Source organism: Neorhizobium sp. P1_A6 (genome assembly GCF_056406795.1).
This window is the reverse complement of record NZ_JBFTZM010000010.1, coordinates 198804-217351: the sequence shown is the minus strand read 5'-3', so window position 1 is coordinate 217351 and position 18548 is coordinate 198804. Positions and strand designations below refer to the sequence as shown.

The 18548-nt window shown below is 63.6% G+C and carries 19 protein-coding genes; 8 read left to right on the top strand and 11 right to left on the bottom strand.

Going from position 1 to position 18548, the window contains the following annotated elements; all coding sequences use genetic code 11:
* Positions 1-51 precede the first annotated feature (51 nt).
* From AC1D3C_RS20775 to AC1D3C_RS20765, 3 genes are all read left to right on the top strand, one after another.
* Positions 52-282, top strand: coding sequence for a type II toxin-antitoxin system CcdA family antitoxin (locus tag AC1D3C_RS20775; RefSeq protein WP_105438741.1), 231 nt, complete (start codon positions 52-54; stop codon positions 280-282).
* On the top strand, positions 282-581 hold the full coding sequence (locus tag AC1D3C_RS20770; protein WP_038548227.1) for a CcdB family protein: 300 nt from the start codon (positions 282-284) through the stop codon (positions 579-581). Before AC1D3C_RS20775 ends, AC1D3C_RS20770 begins: the two co-directional genes overlap by 1 nt.
* 234 nt (positions 582-815) lie before the next feature.
* Positions 816-1763 carry a flagellin N-terminal helical domain-containing protein gene (locus tag AC1D3C_RS20765; protein ID WP_477484163.1) on the top strand — a complete coding sequence of 316 codons (948 nt, stop codon included), beginning with the start codon at positions 816-818 and terminating at the stop codon, positions 1761-1763.
* A gap of 69 nt (positions 1764-1832) precedes the next feature.
* Here the strand turns inward: AC1D3C_RS20765 and AC1D3C_RS20760 are convergent, their stop codons facing one another.
* Together AC1D3C_RS20760 and AC1D3C_RS20755 are read right to left on the bottom strand one after the other, a co-directional pair.
* A complete protein-coding gene (locus AC1D3C_RS20760) occupies positions 1833-2084 on the bottom strand; it encodes a hypothetical protein (RefSeq protein WP_477484162.1) in 252 nt (83 codons plus the stop codon).
* Positions 2085-2225: 141 nt separating this feature from the next.
* Complete coding sequence (locus tag AC1D3C_RS20755) at positions 2226-2714, bottom strand: MarR family winged helix-turn-helix transcriptional regulator (protein ID WP_477484161.1); 489 nt, start codon at positions 2712-2714, stop codon at positions 2226-2228.
* A 125-nt stretch (positions 2715-2839) separates the two neighbouring features.
* On the opposite strand from AC1D3C_RS20755, the gene AC1D3C_RS20750 reads away from it, so the two are divergent.
* The 4 genes from AC1D3C_RS20750 to AC1D3C_RS20735 all read left to right on the top strand — a co-directional run bounded on the left by AC1D3C_RS20750 (position 2840) and on the right by AC1D3C_RS20735 (position 7492).
* The gene (locus AC1D3C_RS20750; protein WP_477484160.1) at positions 2840-4774 is read left to right on the top strand and encodes an FAD-binding monooxygenase; all 1935 of its coding nucleotides are present in this window, start codon (positions 2840-2842) and stop codon (positions 4772-4774) included.
* A 137-nt stretch (positions 4775-4911) separates the two neighbouring features.
* The gene (locus AC1D3C_RS20745) at positions 4912-5565 is read left to right on the top strand and encodes a TetR/AcrR family transcriptional regulator (RefSeq protein ID WP_105438744.1); all 654 of its coding nucleotides are present in this window, start codon (positions 4912-4914) and stop codon (positions 5563-5565) included.
* A 19-nt stretch (positions 5566-5584) separates the two neighbouring features.
* Complete coding sequence (locus tag AC1D3C_RS20740) at positions 5585-6451, top strand: amidohydrolase family protein (RefSeq protein ID WP_477484159.1); 867 nt, start codon at positions 5585-5587, stop codon at positions 6449-6451.
* Positions 6452-6535: 84 nt separating this feature from the next.
* A complete protein-coding gene (locus tag AC1D3C_RS20735) occupies positions 6536-7492 on the top strand; it encodes a Bug family tripartite tricarboxylate transporter substrate binding protein (RefSeq protein ID WP_477484158.1) in 957 nt (318 codons plus the stop codon).
* Between the two features lie 29 nt (positions 7493-7521).
* Here the strand turns inward: AC1D3C_RS20735 and AC1D3C_RS20730 are convergent, their stop codons facing one another.
* The 9 genes from AC1D3C_RS20730 to AC1D3C_RS20690 form a co-directional block, all read right to left on the bottom strand.
* Positions 7522-8328: a crotonase/enoyl-CoA hydratase family protein gene (locus AC1D3C_RS20730; protein ID WP_477484157.1), complete on the bottom strand. Its 807-nt coding sequence runs from the start codon at positions 8326-8328 to the stop codon at positions 7522-7524.
* Positions 8328-9185, bottom strand: coding sequence for a hydroxymethylglutaryl-CoA lyase (locus AC1D3C_RS20725; protein ID WP_477484156.1), 858 nt, complete (start codon positions 9183-9185; stop codon positions 8328-8330). The genes AC1D3C_RS20730 and AC1D3C_RS20725 overlap by 1 nt, the downstream gene beginning before the upstream one ends.
* On the bottom strand, positions 9178-11184 hold the full coding sequence (locus AC1D3C_RS20720) for an acetyl/propionyl/methylcrotonyl-CoA carboxylase subunit alpha (RefSeq protein WP_477484155.1): 2007 nt from the start codon (positions 11182-11184) through the stop codon (positions 9178-9180). Before AC1D3C_RS20720 ends, AC1D3C_RS20725 begins: the two co-directional genes overlap by 8 nt.
* 192 nt (positions 11185-11376) lie before the next feature.
* Positions 11377-12984 (bottom strand): carboxyl transferase domain-containing protein, encoded by a 1608-nt coding sequence (locus tag AC1D3C_RS20715; RefSeq protein WP_477484154.1) that lies wholly within the window; start codon positions 12982-12984, stop codon positions 11377-11379.
* Positions 12984-14147: an isovaleryl-CoA dehydrogenase gene (locus AC1D3C_RS20710; RefSeq protein WP_477484153.1), complete on the bottom strand. Its 1164-nt coding sequence runs from the start codon at positions 14145-14147 to the stop codon at positions 12984-12986. Before AC1D3C_RS20710 ends, AC1D3C_RS20715 begins: the two co-directional genes overlap by 1 nt.
* 142 nt (positions 14148-14289) lie before the next feature.
* On the bottom strand, positions 14290-14652 hold the full coding sequence (locus AC1D3C_RS20705; protein WP_038548197.1) for a hypothetical protein: 363 nt from the start codon (positions 14650-14652) through the stop codon (positions 14290-14292).
* 92 nt (positions 14653-14744) lie between these two features.
* Positions 14745-15605: a C40 family peptidase gene (locus AC1D3C_RS20700; RefSeq protein ID WP_038548194.1), complete on the bottom strand. Its 861-nt coding sequence runs from the start codon at positions 15603-15605 to the stop codon at positions 14745-14747.
* Between the two features lie 35 nt (positions 15606-15640).
* A complete protein-coding gene (locus AC1D3C_RS20695) occupies positions 15641-15982 on the bottom strand; it encodes a MarR family transcriptional regulator (RefSeq protein ID WP_247138613.1) in 342 nt (113 codons plus the stop codon).
* A gap of 85 nt (positions 15983-16067) precedes the next feature.
* Positions 16068-17459, bottom strand: a complete 1392-nt coding sequence (locus AC1D3C_RS20690; RefSeq protein ID WP_477484152.1) for a leucyl aminopeptidase family protein — start codon at positions 17457-17459, stop codon at positions 16068-16070.
* 140 nt (positions 17460-17599) lie between these two features.
* Between AC1D3C_RS20690 and AC1D3C_RS20685 the strand changes: the two genes are divergently transcribed.
* Positions 17600-18433: a tetratricopeptide repeat protein gene (locus AC1D3C_RS20685; protein WP_477484151.1), complete on the top strand. Its 834-nt coding sequence runs from the start codon at positions 17600-17602 to the stop codon at positions 18431-18433.
* The last annotated feature ends 115 nt before the right edge of the window (positions 18434-18548 follow it).

Here is an 18548-nt window from a genome sequence, read left to right as displayed (position 1 = left end):
TCCAATGACCGTTTATGCGCATATAGTTTGCGCATAAACTTGGAGATCGGAATGTCCCAGTCCGCCCGAAAAGCAGCCAATCTTTCGCTGGACAGCAACCTTGTGTCCGAAGCCCGCGAGCTGAAGATAAACGTATCGCGGGCGGCCGAAGAAGGCATAACAAAGGCGATCAAGGCCGAGCGCGAACGCCTTTGGCGGCTGGAGAATGCCGAGGCAATCCGGCTTGAAAATGAATATATCGAGAAACACGGTTTGCCACTCGCCAAGTATCGCCAGTTCTGATGGCGCGTTTTCGTGCTTACAAAATGGCATCCAGCAAACTGCTGGTGCTCGACCTTCAGGCGGACCTTTTGGATGATCTCAAGACTCGCGTCATAGTCCCGCTATATCCGGTCGCGGAGCTTTCGTGGTCGATGCCACGTCTTAACCCGCGTTTTGCAATCCGTGGCGAACTGCACGTGATGGCGACGCAAAGAATGGCCGCCGTGCCGGCCCAGGATCTCGGCGAACTGGTTGCTGACCTTTCCGCGTATCGCGACGAGATTCTCGCCGCGACGGACTTTTTATTTCAGGGCTTCTGAGTTCAGAGTACGCAGCGGTGATTTCTTAGGTCTACCGCATCTGAACACATTCCCGCCAACAAACCCGCCAATCATTAAAACCTTAATAAATCCTGCAAATGCTTTGAAATCTCGCTCGTGCAAGGTGATTGCAGGTGATGGGTTCGTGCGCCAACGCGGCGACAGCTCAAGGGCATGACGCCAATCTTCACTGCCTGAGCCCGTAACGTGTCCTTCCCACCTGCGAGACGCTTCATGAGCAGCATTTCTTACAATCAGTCGGCGGCTTCTGCGCTGTTATTGCTGACCGGCTCCGCCAAGGCGCTGGAGCGTAACACGATCCAGGTGGCAACCGGCCGCAACGTCAATACGGCCTCCGATAACGCCGCCTATTGGTCGATCGCCACCTCGATGCGTTCGACGGGCATGTCGCTTTCGGCAGTCGAGGACGCATCGGGCCTTGCAGCCGCGGTGACGGATACGGCGTCGCTCGGCATGGAGGCTGCGACCGGTCTCGTTTCCGAGATCAAGGCAAAACTTATCCTGGCGCGCTCGCCGGGCGTGGACCGCGACGCCATCAATGCGGAGATCGGCCAACTCAAGGATCAGTTGGGCATGGTCGCCGAGTCGTCATCCTTCAGCGGCGAGAACTGGCTGAGTTCCGCCGGGACGCCGAGCGTCAAGTCGCTGCTGGCATCCCCATCGACGAACCAAGACGGCACCACGGCCCTCAACACGATCGATTTCGATACCGCCTCGACGACGCTGGTCGGCAGCGGTGACGCCGCCGACGGGCTTCTGACCAAGGCCTATTCGGGCACCACCGACAACGGCACCGCCTACGAATATTATCTCCTTGATACGGGATCGCAGGGGTCGGCAACCGCCAACGAAATCAAGATCTCGAATTCGACCACCGAAGACGAGTTGGACGGGATGATCTCGGCCACCGACAGCATGCTTTCGAGCCTCACCTCCGCCGGCGCCAAGCTCGGCTCCACCTCGAGCCGCATCGGTGCCAATACGGAGTTCCTCTCCAAGCTGCATGATGCGATCGACCGCGGCGTCGGGCGCCTCGTCGATGCCAACATGGAAGAGAGCGCCGTAAAGCTCGCCGCCACGAAGGTGCAGCAGCAACTTCAGACGATCGGCCTCAGCATCGTCAACGAACAGTCGAAACGCATTCTCGACCTCTTCCGCTGATACCTCCCCGATATCCGGCCCTCGAGCATGCTCGAGGGCCGGATGTTTCGTTCGCCTGCGGGATAAGACCTAGTGGCGCCCCACATGCAGTGGACGCGGCATGTCGGAATGGGTGATCCAAACGCGGCCGTCGAACGCCACTTCGCCGTGATCGAGCTTGCTGCTGGCGATGCTTTCGATAAGGCCGAGCTTTGAGCAGACGTCGCCGATCCTGCCGTCGTTGACCACGCAGACGGCCTGGCATGTGCCACCGTCGCGCATCACCAGAACGGTGTGGTGGCTGTTTCGCACGATCTTGTTGGGCAACGTCACGAGCGTCATGCTCTTCTCCCTGCTGTATCCGGGTTACGGCTGGTGCGCCTGGAGAGGAGGCTCGGCCAATATGGTCAACAAATGGTTAACGGAGCGGGATCGGATACGGAGTTTGCTCCGGGAACCGGGCCACGCCTTGCCCGAAGCACGTCAGGTGACCGGCTTGGTCTTGGCGGTGTCCGAAACCTCGCGCAACGGTGCGCGGCTCAACTCGTTGCCGGCGGCGATCGCCTTGCGCAAAAGCCGCAGCAGTTCGTCGCCCTCATCTGCCGACAGCCCGCGCAGCATGAGTTCCTGCGCCGCCTCGACCACCGGCGCGACGCCGCTCAAGGTCTTGCGACCCTCGTCGGTGATCTGCAATTCGCGGGCGCGCCTGTCCTTGGTGCTGGCATTGCGCACCAGCAGGCCCTTCTGCACCAGCCGGTCGATGACCCCGGTAATCGTCGTCCGGTCGTAGGCGATCAGCCCCGCAAGCGTTACCTGATCGATCCCGGGATTGGTGCTGATCGCCGCAAGCGCCGCGTATTGGACGGGTGTCAGGTCGTAGCCGGCTTGCTCGACCTCGGCATGGAAGACCGCCACGGCGATCTGCTGAAACCGGCGGGCGAGATGCCCCGGCATGTCATCGTTGTCTTTCACCAAACTCTCCAAAACCATCGCAAGCTTGACACGTATACTGATAATCAGCATACTGATCAATATTGGATCCGTCGAATCCATTTCAGCGGACGCCCATCAAGAAACATGCGGAGGAAACTGGTTCCATGCAATTCCATCTGAATGGGTTCGAACCCGGCGACCCGGAAATCTTTCACCCGGAGGATCGACAGAGCACGCCAGTCGACAAAGGACCGCTTCCCTCCGAAGTCGATGTCCTGATCGTCGGCTGCGGTCCGGCAGGCCTTACGCTCGCGGCGCAACTGTCTGCCTTTCCCGATATCAGGACCTGCATCGTCGACCAGAGATCGGGGCCCTTGCTGCGCGGCCAGGCGGACGGTATCGCCTGCCGCACCATGGAAATGTTCCACGCCTTCGGTTTCGCGGAGAGGGTGATGAGGGAATCCTACTGGGTCAACGAGACCTCGTTCTGGAAACCCGACGATGCAAAGCGGGAAAACATCGTGCGCAGCGGCAGGATCGACGACACGGAGGACGGGCTTTCCGAATTCCCGCATGTCATCCTCAACCAGGCCCGCGTGCAGGATTTTTTCCTCGACGTCATGCGCAAATCGCCGGCCAGGCTCGAGCCGCATTATTCGCGGCGCCTGATCGACGTCGAAACCGATCCTGCGGCTTCGGATTATCCGGTGACCGCGAGGTTGGAACGTCTCGACCCCTCCCACGAAGGTGAGATCGAGACCATCGGGGGCCGCTACGTCGTCGGCTGCGACGGGGCGCGCAGCACGGTGCGCAAATCGATCGGGCGGGCGCTGCACGGCGATTCCGCCAATCACGCCTGGGGCGTCATGGACGTGCTGGCCGTTACCGATTTTCCCGACATCCGCCTGAAGACGCTCATCCAGTCCGCGGGCGAAGGCAGCATCGTGCTGATCCCGCGCGAAGGCGGCTACATGGTCCGCATCTATGTGGAGATGGACAAGCTTAACGAAAATGAACGGGTCGCGAGCCGGAACATCACCGTCGACAAGCTGATCGCGGCTGTGCAGCGCATCCTGCATCCCTACACATTCGAGGTGAAGGAAGTCGCCTGGTGGTCGGTCTACGAGATCGGGCAACGGCTGACCGACAAGTTCGACGACGTGCCGGAGGACGCTCCCGGGGGGCGCCTGCCGCATGTGTTCATCGCCGGCGATGCCTGCCACACGCATAGTCCGAAGGCCGGCCAGGGCATGAACGTCTCGATGCAGGACGGTTTCAACCTCGGCTGGAAGCTGGCGGCCGTCCTGCAGGGGCGCAGCAGGCCCGAACTGCTGCACAGCTATTCCGCCGAGCGCCAGACCATCGCCAAGGAACTGATCGACTTCGACCGCGAATGGTCGGCCATGCTGAGCGCACCGCTGAAATCCCCCAATGATCCGGATGGCGACGGCGTCGAGCCGGCGGAAGTGCAAAAATATTTCGTTCGATCGGGGCGTTATACGGCAGGCACGGCGACCCGATACAGGCCGTCGGTGCTGACCGGCCAATCGACCCACCAGCATCTCGCCAGCGGGTTGACGATCGGCACGCGGTTCCATTCGGCGCCGGTGATCCGGCTGGTCGATGCCAAGCCGATGCAGCTCGGTCATGCCGCGAAAGCCGACGGTCGCTGGCGCATCTATGCCTTTGCCGGGGCGGAGGATCGTGCGGCACCCTCCTCGCGCCTGCGGGCACTTTGCGATTTCCTGGCGGACTCCCCCTCTTCGCCGGTGAAGAGACATACACCTTCCGGTGCCGACATCGACGCGGTGATCGATTTCCGCGCCGTCTTTCAGCAGGCCCACCGCACGCTTGCGGTCGAAACCATGCCGGCTTTCCTGCTGCCCCGGAAGGGCCGTTACGGGCTCCGCGACTACGAGAAGATGTTCTGCCCCGACCTCAAGAGCGGCCATGACATTTTCGATATGCGCGGCATCGACCGGGAACAGGGCTGCATGGTGGTGGTGCGGCCGGACCAGTATGTCGCGCATGTCCTGCCGCTTGATGCCCACGCGGAGCTCGCCGCTTTTTTCGCCGGCTTCATGCTTCCACAACGCTAGCTCGTTTCCTCGGAAGGATCGGTTCCCGGAGCCGGCGCCGCCGCAAAATGGTCTCGGCCGTCTCGGCGCGCGATTTCGATTGACGCCCAATTTGTACAACTGTACAAATTGGGCGTACAGTTGATAATGGATGTTCGATGCGACCGAACCTGAGGGAAGCCTTGCTCAGAAACGCCGTCACCCTGTTTTCCCGCAGCGGCTACAATGCCGTCTCGCTGCGAGACATCGCCAAGGCGTCCGGAGCCAATGTCGGCAGCCTGACCTATCATTTCGGCTCGAAGGCAAAATTGCTGCGGGAGGTCTACGAGCGCCACACGGTGCCGATGAACGCCCGCCGCCGCGAACTGCTGGGCGAAGCGCTGCGGATCAGCGATGCGGATCAGCGGCTGATGGCGATCCTGCGCGCCTATGTCGTGCCGGCCTTCGTCTCCTCCTCGGAGGGCGATGGCGGCGGTGCCGAATTCACCCGCATGCGGGCGGTCCTGTCGGCAGAGGGAAATCCCGACGCGCAGGCGATCATCGCGGACGCGTTCGACGAGACCAGCCGCGCCTTCATCAAGGCTCTCGCCGACTGCGTGCCGGGCGCGCCATTGGAGGGGCTCGTCTGGCGCAGCCAGTTCCTGCTCGGCTCCCTCTATTACGCCCTCATCAATCCCGACCGCGTCACCCGCCTTTCGGGCGGCACGGTCGACGGAAACGACCGGGAAGCCGCCGTCGATCAACTCGTCGAAGCAAGTTATGCGAGCTTTCGAAGCCTCAGCGTCGGAACCAGGCAATCCGCAGCAATCTGAAATACGCATGGGAGGAGAAATGAACGAACATCGCCAGGAGAGCGGTCACGGGACGCGGCGGAAACCGAACTTCATACTGCCTGTAAATAGCTGCGACGCGCATTGTCATGTGTTCGGCCCGGGCGCCGTGTTCCCCTATGCCCCCAGCCGCAGTTATACGCCGGACGACGCACCGAAAGAGGCGCTGGCGAGGCTCCACGAGCGGCTTGGCATCGACCGCGCCGTCATCGTCCAGGCGAGCTGCCACGGGACCGACAACCGCGCCATGCTCGACGCGATCGCCTGGCGCCCGGATCGTTACCGCGGCGTTGCGATCGTAGATGACAGTTTTGACGACCGCGCCTACCAGACGCTCGACGACGGCGGCGTGCGCGGCGTGCGGTTCAACTTCGTCCGCCATCTCGGCGGGGCACCGGACCTGGACGTCTTCAACCGGGTGATCGACCGCATCAAGGGCCGCGACTGGCATGTCGTCCTGCATCTCGATGCCGCCGACATCGTTCCGCTTTCCGACATGATCGCCCGACTGCCGGTCCCCTTCGTCATCGATCACATGGGGCGCGTCGACACCAGCCTCGGCACCGACCAGCCGGCGTTTCAGACGCTGCTGGAACTGGTGCGGCAGGAAAACTGCTGGATCAAGGTCTGCGGGTCGGAGCGGATCTCCCGCTTTCCGTTCGATACGGCGGTGCCTTTTGCCAAGGCGCTCCTGGCGGCAAGCCCCGACCGGAGCCTGTGGGGCACGGACTTCCCGCATCCGAACCTCAAGGAACCCGTCGACGAGGCCGACCTCGTGGATCTCGTGCCGAGGTTTGCGCTGACGGAAGAGGATCGGCGGCGGCTGCTCGTCGACAATCCCGCACGTTTATACGGTTTCGCCGCCTGAGCGGCCTTAGAGGAGGAGGAGGAGAGAATGGATTACAAAATTACGGGGAGATCGGCGGGCCGGTTCCGACAGCCGGCGCGATGGATGAAATCTCTGGCCATCGCCGTGACCCTGATGCTGCCGGCCGGGGCCATGGCGCAGGACGCCTATCCGTCGAGGGACATCACGCTGGTTCTGCCCTTCGGCCCCGGCGGGATTGCCGACATTACGGCACGCCTGGTTGCCGAGTCGCTCGGCAAGAAGCTCGGCAAACAGATCGTCATCATGAACCAGCCGGGTGCGGGCGGCTCCGTTGCGGCACGGGCGGCGCTGAACGCGCCGGCAGACGGCTACACGCTCGCCCTGCTTTCGAACGGCACCGCGATCAGCGTTCCGCTCTTCAAGAACCTGCAATTCGATCCGGTCGCCGATTTCGTGCCGGTATCGAGCCTTGCCTATTTCGATTTCGTGTTCGTCACCAAATCGGGCGGCAAGTTCAAAACCCTCAAGGATGTGCTGGAAGCCGCAAAAGCCAAGCCCGGCGCGCTCAATGTCGGGACGATCAACGTCGGCAGCAGCCAGAATCTTGCAGCTGAGCTCTTCAAGTCGGCTTCCGGGATCGATTTCACCATCGTCCCTTACAAAGCCACGCCCGATCTTCAGGTCGCCCTGCTGGGCGGCGAGCTCGACTTGATCGTCGACAGCCAGACGGCGCTGAAGGCTGCCCTGCAGCAGAACCAGGCGACCGCTATCGCCTCATCCGGCCCGTCGCGCTCCAGCCTCTCGCCGAACGTCCCGACCGCCGCGGAAGAAGGTGTCAAGGGCTTCGACGTGACCTCCTGGAACGCCATCTTCGCGCCGAAGGGCACGCCGCCGGAAGCGGTGAAGAAGCTGAACACCACGCTGGTCGAAGTGCTCGCCGACCCTGCCCTCAAGAAGCGGTTCGCGGATCTCGGCGTCGAAGCCCGATCCAGCACGCCGGAGGAGATCGGCAACCGCCTGAAGGCCGACATCCAGAAATGGTCGGACGTGATCCAGAAGGCGGGTATTCCGAAACAATAACGCTCGACTGGTCCGGAGCCGATCCGGGGCTAATCCCCACCTGCCTTGGGAGCCGCCCAGGGCATCGGCCGGCGATTGAGGAAGGCCTCGATGCCGGCGCGGCCTTCGGCGCTTTCCCAACGGTCGGCAAGCAAGCCGGTGCTGTAGCCGACCGGATCTTCGATCGCCTGGCGGGCGAGATTTTGCACAAGGCTCTTGGCGCTGGCGACAGCGCCGGGAGCGCAATCGAGGAAAGCCGAGACCTCCTCTTCCACCGCAGCATCGAGTTCGTCGGCTGTGCGAACGGCTGAAACGAGACCGATCTCGCGGGCCGTGGCCGCATCGAAGCGGCGGGCGTTGAGGAACAGGCGACGGGCATGCCCCTCACCGATCCGGCGCACGACGTAGGGTCCGATGGTGGCGGGGATCAGGCCGAGCCGTGTTTCAGTGAGCGCAAACCAGGTGCTGTCGGCCGCGACCACGATGTCGCAGACGGCCATCAGGCCGATACCGCCGCCGAAGGCATTGCCCTGCACCCGGCCGATCAGCGGTTTCGGCAGGTCGTCGAGTGCCTTCAGCATAAGAGCAAGTTCCGTCGCCCCCTCGATCTTGCCGGCACGATCCCTCGCCGCCTGATCGCGCATCCATTGCAGATCGCCGCCGGCGCAGAATGTGATGCCGGCGGATGCGAGAACCACGACGCGCACCGCATCGTCGGCTGCGAGCTTGCCGGCCGCGTCGGCCAGATCGGCGATCATCCGTGCGTTCATGGCATTGTGCTTTTCGGGCCGGGCGAGCGTCAGTGTCACCACCCCGCGGAGATCCCGTTCCAGCGTTAGCGTGTCGTAAGCGCCCATCAGCGTGCTCCCCTCAGGCTGCGGGCAAAAGCCTCTGCCTCGGTCAGCCGGTCGCGGTCGATGCGGGTTTCGAACCCCAGCGCATGCAGATGATCGACCGTCTTGCCAGTCGCGACATTGCCCTCCGCTCCCGGCGCATAAGGGCAGCCGCCAAGGCCGCCGGCGGCGGCATCGAAAACGCGCAGGCCTTTTTCGAGCGAAACGGCGATGTTGTCGAGCGCCCTGCCGTTCGTATCGTGAAAATGCCCGGCGAGATGTGCCGCTGGCAGGTGCTTCAAGACCGCATCGAGCATGGCTGCGACCCGATCCGGGGTGCCTGTGCCGATCGTATCGGCCAGCGCCACCTCGCTGCAACCCAGCGCATGAAGCTCCGTTGCCACCCGCGCCACCTGGGCCGGCGGCGTCGGACCATCGAAGGGACAGTCGACGGCGCAGGAGACGTAAGCGCGGACGGGTATCCCATCGCGGCGGGCGCTATCGATCAGCGGGGCGAACCGCTGAAAACTCTCGGCGATGCTGCAATTGATGTTGCGGTGGCTGAAGCCTTCGGACGCCGAGGCGAAGACGGCAACCTCATCCGCTTTGGCCGAGACGGCCGCCGCATATCCCCGCACGTTCGGCGTCAGCACTGTGTACAGCGTCCCCGGACGGCGGGTAATGCCAGCCATGACCTCGGCGCCGTCGGCCATCTGCGGCACCCAGTCGGCACGCACGAAGCTCGTCACCTCGATTTTTTCGAAACCGCAGGCCGAAAGCAGGTCAACCAGCCGGATCTTGTCGGCAGTGGAAATGAGGCGCTTCTCGTTCTGCAGGCCGTCCCGCGGCCCCATCTCGTGGATGCGGACGAATTCAGCCATCCTGCGGCTCCCCGGCTTCCTGCTCCTGCTCAAGGGAGAGCAGCACGGCGCCTTCGATCACCTGCTCGCCCTGCGACACGAGGACGTCGGCAATCGTCCCGTCGCGCGGCGCGGCAAGCGTCAATTCCATCTTCATGGCTTCCATCACGACAAGGGCCTCGCCCTTTGCGACAGAGGCTCCCGGCATGGCACGAAGGAGTTTGACGAGGCCCGGCATGGGGGCGACGATGCGATCGCCACCGCCGGCAACCTCATCCTCGCCGGCAAGGGGATCGATAAGGCCGAAGTGCCAGCTTTCGCCATCGCCGAAGATCGTCAGGTCACGATGGCCAGGCACGAGATGGAACCGGCGCTTACGGCCGTCGACCTCCAAGAGATAGGTATCTTCGCCCAGACGAGAAAGGCCGAAATCGACCTGTCTGCCGTCGACCGCGGCCGCATAGACGCCCTCTCCGGTCGATCCGAACGAGATCGGCACGTGCTGGCCGCGGTAATCCAGTTCGACGAAGTCGGATGCTTCCGACCATAACCGGAATCCGGACAAGCGGCCCCAGGGATCGCTGACGGTCTTCGGCTCGAGTGCGCCGGAAAGCTTCAAGGCGGCCAGCGCCATTGTCTCGCGAGCCGGGGCCTGACCGATCGTCAATTCGGCCAGATGCCGGTCGATGAGACCTGTCTCCGGCCGGCCTTCGGCGAAATCAGGCAGGATCGTTAGCCGGCGAATAAAGGCAGCATTGGTGGTGACGCCGGTGGCGCGAACCTCGGCAAGGGCGGCGGACAGCAGCGACAGCGCTGTCTGGCGATCCGGGCCTCGGGTGATGATCTTGGCGATCATCGGATCGTAGAAGGGCGAGATGCGGTCGCCGGCGCGCACGCCGCTGTCCACCCGCGCCAGTTCCTCCGGCAGGTCCAGATGCGCAAGCCTGCCGGTGGCGGGCAGAAAACCCCGCTCGGCATCCTCCGCATAAAGCCGCGCCTCGAAGGCCCAGCCGCTGATGAAAAGTTCGTCTTGGCTGCGCGGCAGAGGCTCGCCGGACGCGACGCGAAGCTGCCATTCGACGAGATCGACGCCGGTGATCGCCTCGGTCACCGGATGCTCCACCTGCAGGCGGGTGTTCATTTCCATGAACCAGAAACGGTCGGCCTTCAGCCCATCGGAGGCATCGGCGATGAACTCGATCGTGCCGGCACCGGAATAGGAAATCGCCATCGCCGCCTTGACCGCCGCCTCGCCCATGGCAAGGCGCATGTCCTCCGGCATGCCGGGAGCCGGCGCTTCCTCGATGACTTTCTGGTGGCGGCGCTGCAGCGAGCAGTCGCGCTCGAACAGGTGCACAACATTGCCGTGATCGTCGCCAAAGACCTGGATCTCGATATGGCGCGGATGGGCGATGTATTTCTCGATCAGGCAGGCGGGATCGCCGAAACTCGCCAACGCCTCGCGCTGAGCAGAGGCCAGCGCCTCCTTGAAGGTTCCTGCGGTCTCGACCCGGCGCATGCCCTTGCCGCCGCCGCCAGCGCGCGCCTTGATCAAGACCGGGAAACCAATGCGGTCGGCCTCACCCAAGAGTAAGCCCGGATCCTGCTCGGCGCCATGATAGCCCGGCACGACGGGCACGCCTGCCTTTTCCATCAGCGCCTTGGCGGCGTCCTTCAGGCCCATGGCGCGGATGGCATCGGATGACGGGCCGATGAAGCGGATGCCGGCGGATGTTACCGCGTCGGCGAAATCGGGGTTCTCCGAGAGGAACCCATAGCCGGGATGGATTGCATCGGCGGCGGTGCGCAGCGCCGCCTGGATGATCGTCTCGCCGCGCAGGTAGCTTTCGCCGGCGGGGGACGGGCCGATATGCACGGCCTCGCCGGCAAGCGTCACATGCAGCGCGTCCCGGTCGGTGTCGGAATAGACGGCGACGGTTGCGACACCCAGCCGGTGGCAGGTGCGGATGATGCGGCAGGCGATCTCGCCGCGATTGGCTATGAGGACTTTTCTCAGCATGAGGCAGCACCGAGATACCAGGACGAGTAGACCCCTCCCCAACCCCTCCCCACAAGGGGGAGGGGCTTACCCCGCCGCACCGGCCGTGGATTTGAAGCGAGGCCTTGCCGCGAGTCTTCTCCCCCCTTGTGGGGGAGATGGCCGGCAGGCCAGAAGGGGTCTTTGGATGTGCTCTGCTGCATCAAACCAACCTCACATCCGGAACACGCCGAAGCGTGTATCCTCGATCGGAGCATTGAGGGCGGCGGAGAGGCTCAGGCCCAGGACCTGACGGGTCTTGGCCGGGTGGATGATGCCGTCGTCCCAGAGGCGGGCGGAGGCATAAAGCGGATGGCTCTGTTCCTCGAACTGGTCGAGCACCGGCTGTTTGAAGGCTGCTTCCTCGTCCGCGCCCCACGTCTTGCCGCTGCGTTCGATGGCCTCGCGCCGGACAGTCGCCAGCACGCCGGCGGCTTGCGGGCCGCCCATGACCGAAATCCGGCTGTTCGGCCAGGTCCAGAGGAAACGCGGGGAATAGGCGCGACCGGCCATGCCGTAATTGCCGGCGCCGAAGGAACCGCCAAGCAGGATCGTGACCTTCGGCACGGACGTGGTCGCAACCGCCGTCACCAGCTTGGCGCCGTGCTTGGCGATGCCCTCCGCCTCGTATCTGCGACCGACCATGAAGCCGGTGATGTTCTGCAGGAAGACCAGCGGGATCTTTCGCTGCGAGCAGAGCTCGATGAAATGAGCGCCCTTCTGGGCGCTTTCGGAAAACAGCACGCCATTGTTGGCGACGATGCCGACCGGGACCCCGAAGACATGCGCGAAGCCGCAGACCAGAGTCATGCCAAAGCGAGCCTTGAACTCGTCGAACCGCGAGCCATCCACCACCCGCGCGATCACTTCGCGGATATCGTAGGGAGTGCTCAGCGACGACGGGACGATCGCGGCAATTTCTTCCGGATCGTAAAGCGGCTCTTCGGACGTCGCCAGCATCACGGTATCCGGCTTGCGGGTGTTGAGCCCGGCAACGGCGCGGCGGACCAGCGCGAGCGCATGGGCGTCGTCGCGGGCGAGATGATCCGCCACGCCGGAGAGGCGGGTGTGCACATCGCCGCCGCCGAGATCCTCGGCCGAGACTTCCTCACCCGTCGCAGCCTTTACCAGCGGTGGACCGGCGAGGAAGATCGTTCCCTGGTCCTTGACGATGATCGCCTCGTCGGACATCGCCGGCACATAGGCGCCGCCTGCGGTGCAGGAGCCCATCACCGCGGCGATCTGGGCGATGCCCTTCGCCGACATGCGGGCCTGATTGAAGAAGATGCGGCCGAAGTGATCGCGGTCGGGAAACACCTCGTCCTGGTTCGGCAGGTTGGCGCCGCCGGAATCGACCAGATAGACGCAAGGCAGCCGGTTCTCCTCGGCGATCTCCTGGGCGCGCAGGTGTTTCTTGACCGTCATCGGGTAATAGGTGCCGCCTTTGACGGTGGCGTCGTTGGCGACGATCATCACCTCGCGGCCCTCGACCCGGCCGATACCGGTGACGATGCCGGCCGACGGGCTCGCCCCGCCGTAAAGCCCATGCGCGGCGGTGGCGCCGATTTCGAGAAAGGGCGAACCGTGATCCAGCAGCCGAGCGATCCGCTCGCGCGGAAGCAGTTTGCCGCGCTTCACATGCCGCGCCCGCGTTTCCTCGCCACCGCCGGCTTCGGCGAGCGCTACCGCCGCCTCGACCTCGGCAAGCTTTGCCTGCATCGCGGCGCGGTTCGCTTCGGCAGCTTCGCTCCTCAGGTTGACCGCAGACCGGATGACAGCCATCAGGCGGTTTCCTTGAAGAGTTCGCGGCCGATCAGCATGCGGCGGATTTCAGACGTACCGGCGCCGATCTCCATCAGCTTGGCGTCGCGCAGCAACCGGCCAGTCGGATTGTCGTTGATATAACCGTTGCCGCCGAGGATCTGGATGGCCTGCAGCGCCTGCTGGGTCGCCTGTTCGGAGGCGTAGAGGCAGCAGGCGGCGGCATCCTGGCGCGTTACGGCGCCGCGATCGCAGGCGGCGGCCACCGCATAGACATAGGCACGGGCGGAATTCATCGCCGTGTACATGTCGGCGACCTTGGCCTGGATCAGCTGGAACTCGCCGATCGGCTGGCCGAACTGCTTTCGCTCGTGGACATAGGGCATGACCACGTCGAGGCAGGCATGCATGATGCCGATGCCAATCGCCGAAAGCACGACGCGCTCGTAGTCGAGCCCCGACATCAGCACGCGCACGCCGCCACCTTCGGCGCCCATGACGTTTTCGGCCGGCACTTCGCAATCCTCGAACACCAGTTCGCAGGTGTTGGAGCCGCGCATGCCGAGTTTGTCGAGCTTCTGGGCGGTCGTAAACCCTTTGAAACCTTTTTCGACCAGGAAGGCGGTGATGCCTTTGGAGGCGGCGGCCGGATCGGTCTTGGCATAGACCACCAGAACATCGGCATCCGGGCCGTTGGTGATCCACATTTTAGTTCCGTTGAGCACGTAGCGATCGCCGCGCTTTTCGGCGCGGAGTTTCATCGACACGACGTCGGAACCGGCGCCGGGCTCGGACATGGCGAGCGCGCCGACATGCTCTCCCGAGCAGAGTTTCGGCAGGTAACGCGCCTTCTGGTCGGCATTGCCGTTGCGGTTGATCTGGTTGACGCAGAGGTTGGAATGGGCGCCGTAGCTGAGCGACGTGGAGGCCGAGGCACGAGCCAGTTCCTCGACGGCGACCACATGAGCGAGATAACCGAGGCCCGTGCCGCCGAATTCCGGGTCGGCGGTGAGGCCGAGCAGGCCGAGCGAACCCAGTTCAGGCCAGAGATCTCGGGCAAATTCGTTGCTGCGGTCGATTTCGTCGGCGCGAGGCTTCAGTTTTTCCTGCGCGAAACGGTGGACCGTTTCACGAACAGCGTCGACCTCCTCGCCGAGCGCAAAATTCATGCTTGCGTGGAACACCCTGCATCCTCCCGGTGTACCAAGTTCAGTATGTCAGAAAGTAGTGGGGCAGCGGCGGCAGGTCGTCAATGGCTGGGCGGTGCTCCGACGCGACATCGCAAGATACGGTCTTCCGGTTGGCCCCCATTGAACGAAGATTGCCCTATTCGGGCAGATGATAGGGGTGAATGCCGGGAGCCCATTCATTGTTCGGCATCCGTGTGCCGGTATAGGTCACGCCGCTCGGCGACTTGCAGCGGTAGATCCGGGTCGGCATGACATCGCCATAGAGAATGTCGAAACCGCCACGACTGCGATAGACGTTCTCGATATCGCTGGTGCAGTCGTAGGCCTGTTTCTTCACGCGCTCCTCCTCGGGCACGACGCCGGGCAGGTTGCGGAAATAGGTCTGGGTGTCCTTGGGGAAGGCCAGGGGCTCGGCTGCGAATACCTCGGCCGGAACCAGCGCGGCGACAAGCAGCGCCACGAGCATCACGGCCGGCAGTATCCATGCACCTTTGAGCATCAATCGACTCCTCATCCACGAAAACTGCGGACGATTCAAAGATATGGACGGCAGGAGGCCCGATCCATGGGCCGGGGACCACGTTTGCGTGATCATCGGCGGTTATCCAGGCGGCGATAGCCGGTGGGCTGCTGGTAGAGCCATCCGATCCGCTGAACGGCCGCCTCGAAATTCTCGCGGGCGACGCTCATCGTGTGGCCGTTGGCGTGGAGAAGCGTCTCGGCATTCTCCATGATACCGACATGACCCTTCCATAAAACGAGGTCGCCGCGGCGAAGTTCCCCTTGGCCGATCTCTTTGCCGATCGAGGCCTGCATATCGGAGTCGCGCGGGGCAAATTGACCGGTCATCATCAGGGCAAGCTGCACGAGCGACGAGCAATCAAGACCGAAACCGGAACGGCCACCCCAGAGATAGGGCGTCTCGATGAATTTTTCCGCGACCGCGACGTAGTCCTCACCCAAGGTCTCGGCGATCGGGAGGCAATGGCGGGCGATCACCGCCTCGCCGCTCGCCAGGACGAAATAACGGGTACCGCGGGTTTCCGCCTCGCCGACGACGGTGACGCGGCTGCCCATGGACAGGGCGCCAACCGGCGGCTTGCGGAGCTCCGGTTCCGGATACAGGAAGGTGCGCGGCACGGCGATGCGGTGGGTGGGTTCGTCCGGGCTTCCGAGCATCGCCTCCGGCAGGTAGCCGACATAACCGTCCTGATCGGCCTGCACCCAGGCAAAACCATCGGCGCGGTCGAAAACCCGGACGGTTTCGCCCCACAAAAGTTCGGTATCGATGCCGCGGGCAAGGTCCGGTGCCGGGCGGAGTTGGGCCACCGGCACGGCGATGCGTGCCGGTTCGCCGCGGACGAACTGGCCTGCCTCGACGCTACCCTTCAGCGTCTCGTCTGCAAGGTCGGGGCGGAAGGCGTGCAGGCGTCTGTCGAGCAACTTGGTCATTTCAAATTCCCTTCGGGCGCCTTATGCAAAACCCGTCACTTGCGGCCTTCCTTGATGATCAGGTCGCCCAGCTTTTCCAGATAGAGCGCACCCGCCACCGTGCGCTTGATCACCACATTGCGGCGGTCCCGCTCGTCGCGTTGGCGATCCACCAGACCCATCTCGCCCATCGTGTCGAGCGCGCGGGTGATGACCGGCTTGGTGACGCCAAGCGTCGCCGCCAGCCCGCGCACCGTGTGCGGCGGCGGCACGAGGTAAATATGCAGCAGAATGGACATCTGGCGCAATGTCAGATCGCGGCCGTCGTGGCGCACCTGCTCCAGCGATACCCGGTGCCAGAGGCCCAGCGCTTCCGTGGCGGTCAGTTCAACCGGCATCACCACCTCGGTTCCAAATTCGGCCTCGGTTCACAATCCGACGAATTTTAGGCCGAACTTCTTACCGGTCTGTTTCGGAGCCGGTTTATTTCGCGGCCATGTCGCGGATCGTGCGATAGAGTGCGCGGATCGCAAACGCCTCGCCGCCGACCGGTGCATGCGGCTTTTCGGCCGCCACCCAGCCATAGATGTCGAAATGCACCCAGCTCCTGGTCGTGGTGACGAAACGCTTGAGGAAAAGTGCTGCGGTGATCGCGCCGGCCATGCCGCCCGAGGGCGAATTGGTGATATCGGCGGCGCGGGAGCGGATATCCTTGTCGTAGCCCATCCACAGCGGCAGGCGCCACATCGGATCGGCTTCGGTGCGTCCCGCGTCCATCAGCTTGCCGACAAGCGCTTCGTCGTCGGTGAAATAGGGCGCAAGCTCGGTGCCGAGCGCGACGCGGGCAGCCCCCGTCAACGTCGACATGTCGACCATCAAGTCGGGCGGATTTTCGTCCGCATAGGCAAGCGCGTCGGCGAGGACCAGCCGGCCTTCCGCATCGGTATTGTCGATCTGGACGGTGACGCCCTTGCGGCTCCTGTAGATATCGCCAGGGCGGAAGGCATTGCCGGAAATAGAGTTTTCGACCGCCGGCACCAGAACCTGCAGGTCGACCTTGAGGCCGGCATCCATGATCATCAGGGCAAGGCCCATGACGTTCGCCGCGCCGCCCATGTCTTTCTTCATCAGCGCCATGTTGGCGGCACCCTTGATGTCGAGACCGCCAGTATCGAAGCACACCCCCTTGCCGACCAGGGTGACACGCGGATGGCCCTTCTCTCCCCAGCGCATTTCGAGCAGCCGCGGCGCTGAGACGCTGGCGCGCCCGACGGTGTGGACGAGCGGGAAATTCTGGGCGAGCAGGTCCTCGCCGACAATCGAGGTGACGGTTGCGCCGTAGTGTTCGCCAAGCGCCCGGAAGGCAGCTTCCAGCTCGATCGGCCCCATCTCGTTGGTGGGAATATTGATGAGGTCACGGGCCAGGAAAACGCCGGCAAGCTGGCGCTCGACATCGGCGGCATCGGCCGTGACCGGGATCGCAAGCCGGACGTCCTTCGGTTTTTCGGATTTGTAGCGGCTGAAACCGTAGGTACCGAGGCCGTAGCCGAGAGCAAGATGCACGCCGCCAAGCGCCGAGGTCTCGACATGCCAGTCACCCGCCGGCAAGAGCTTGGAGAGTTTTCCCGTAATGAACGGTGCCTCGGCGGGATCGCTGCCAAGGCCGAACAGGGCGCTGCCCACTTCATTGCCCGCAGGTACCACAAGCAGAGCACCGGCTTCCGCCTTGAAGCCCGACGCCTTCGCCCAGGCGAGCGCCGCCGCATCGAGCTTCCCAGCCTCCAGGTCGGAGGGCGTCACGGCATGGACCGGCCTTGACGTCGCCCCTTTCGCGCTGAAGGGAGAGGGACGTTCGATATACTGATAGGGAGTCATGGGCGGGCCTTCGGAAGCTGCTGGAATCGCTCGTCTTAACGATCTGTTAGGGTTAACAGTTTATTGCTGGAGTGGAAATGCGCTATCTGCCCGCTCCCTATTCGGAAGACGTGGCACCGGACCGAACGAGACCGCACCCCATGACCGCTTCCGCAGCCGTGACGCTTCGCAAGACCCGCCTCGCCCAGACCGCCGCCTTCGCCCTTCTCACCGCTCTTTCGGTCACCGGTTGTGCGACGAACCGGGACGTGGCGACGACGGGCTCGATCCCGAGGGCCTCGGCCGCCTCCATGGACGGCATGAATGCGGACGCGCTTGCAGGCACAGAGAAGTCGATCGGCGAAAATTATGCCCGGGATCCGAAGAACAAGGAAATCGGGCTGCGCTACGCGACGGTGCTCGGCATGACGGGCAAGAGCGCGCAGGCGCTTGCGGTGATGCAGCAGGTGGCGATTGCCCACCCGGCCGACCGCGAGGTGCTGGCAGCCTATGGCAAGGCGCAGGCCGGTGCCGGCCAGCTCGAACAGGCGCTCGCGACCATCAACCGCGCGCAAACCCCCGATCATCCGGACTGGCGGCTCTATTCCGCCGAAGGGGCCGTGCTCGACCAGCTCGGGCGCTCGGCGGAGGCCCGCCAGAAATACCGCATGGCGCTTGATACCCAGCCGAACGAGCCAAGTGTGATGTCCAATCTCGGAATGTCCTATGTGCTTTCCGGCGACCTGAAGACGGCGGAAACCTACATGCGTAATGCCGCCGGCCAGCCTGCCGCCGACAGCCGCGTCCGCCAGAACCTGGCGCTGGTGGTCGGCCTGCAGGGTCGTTTTTCGGAAGCAGAACAGATCGCCCGCCGCGAACTCTCGCAGCAGCAGGCCGATGCCAACGTCACCTATCTGCGCTCGATGTTATCCCAGCAAAACGCCTGGACGAAGCTCGCCGACAAGGATGGCAAGGGAAAGCCCAACACGAACTGATGGGGCTTCTTCCGCCATTCCAACAAAAACCGGCCTTGCGCCGGTTTTCTCGTTTTCGGGAATGGTCCTGTCGGAGCGCCTTAAATAAGGCGCGAGATCACGGTGATGATTCCGC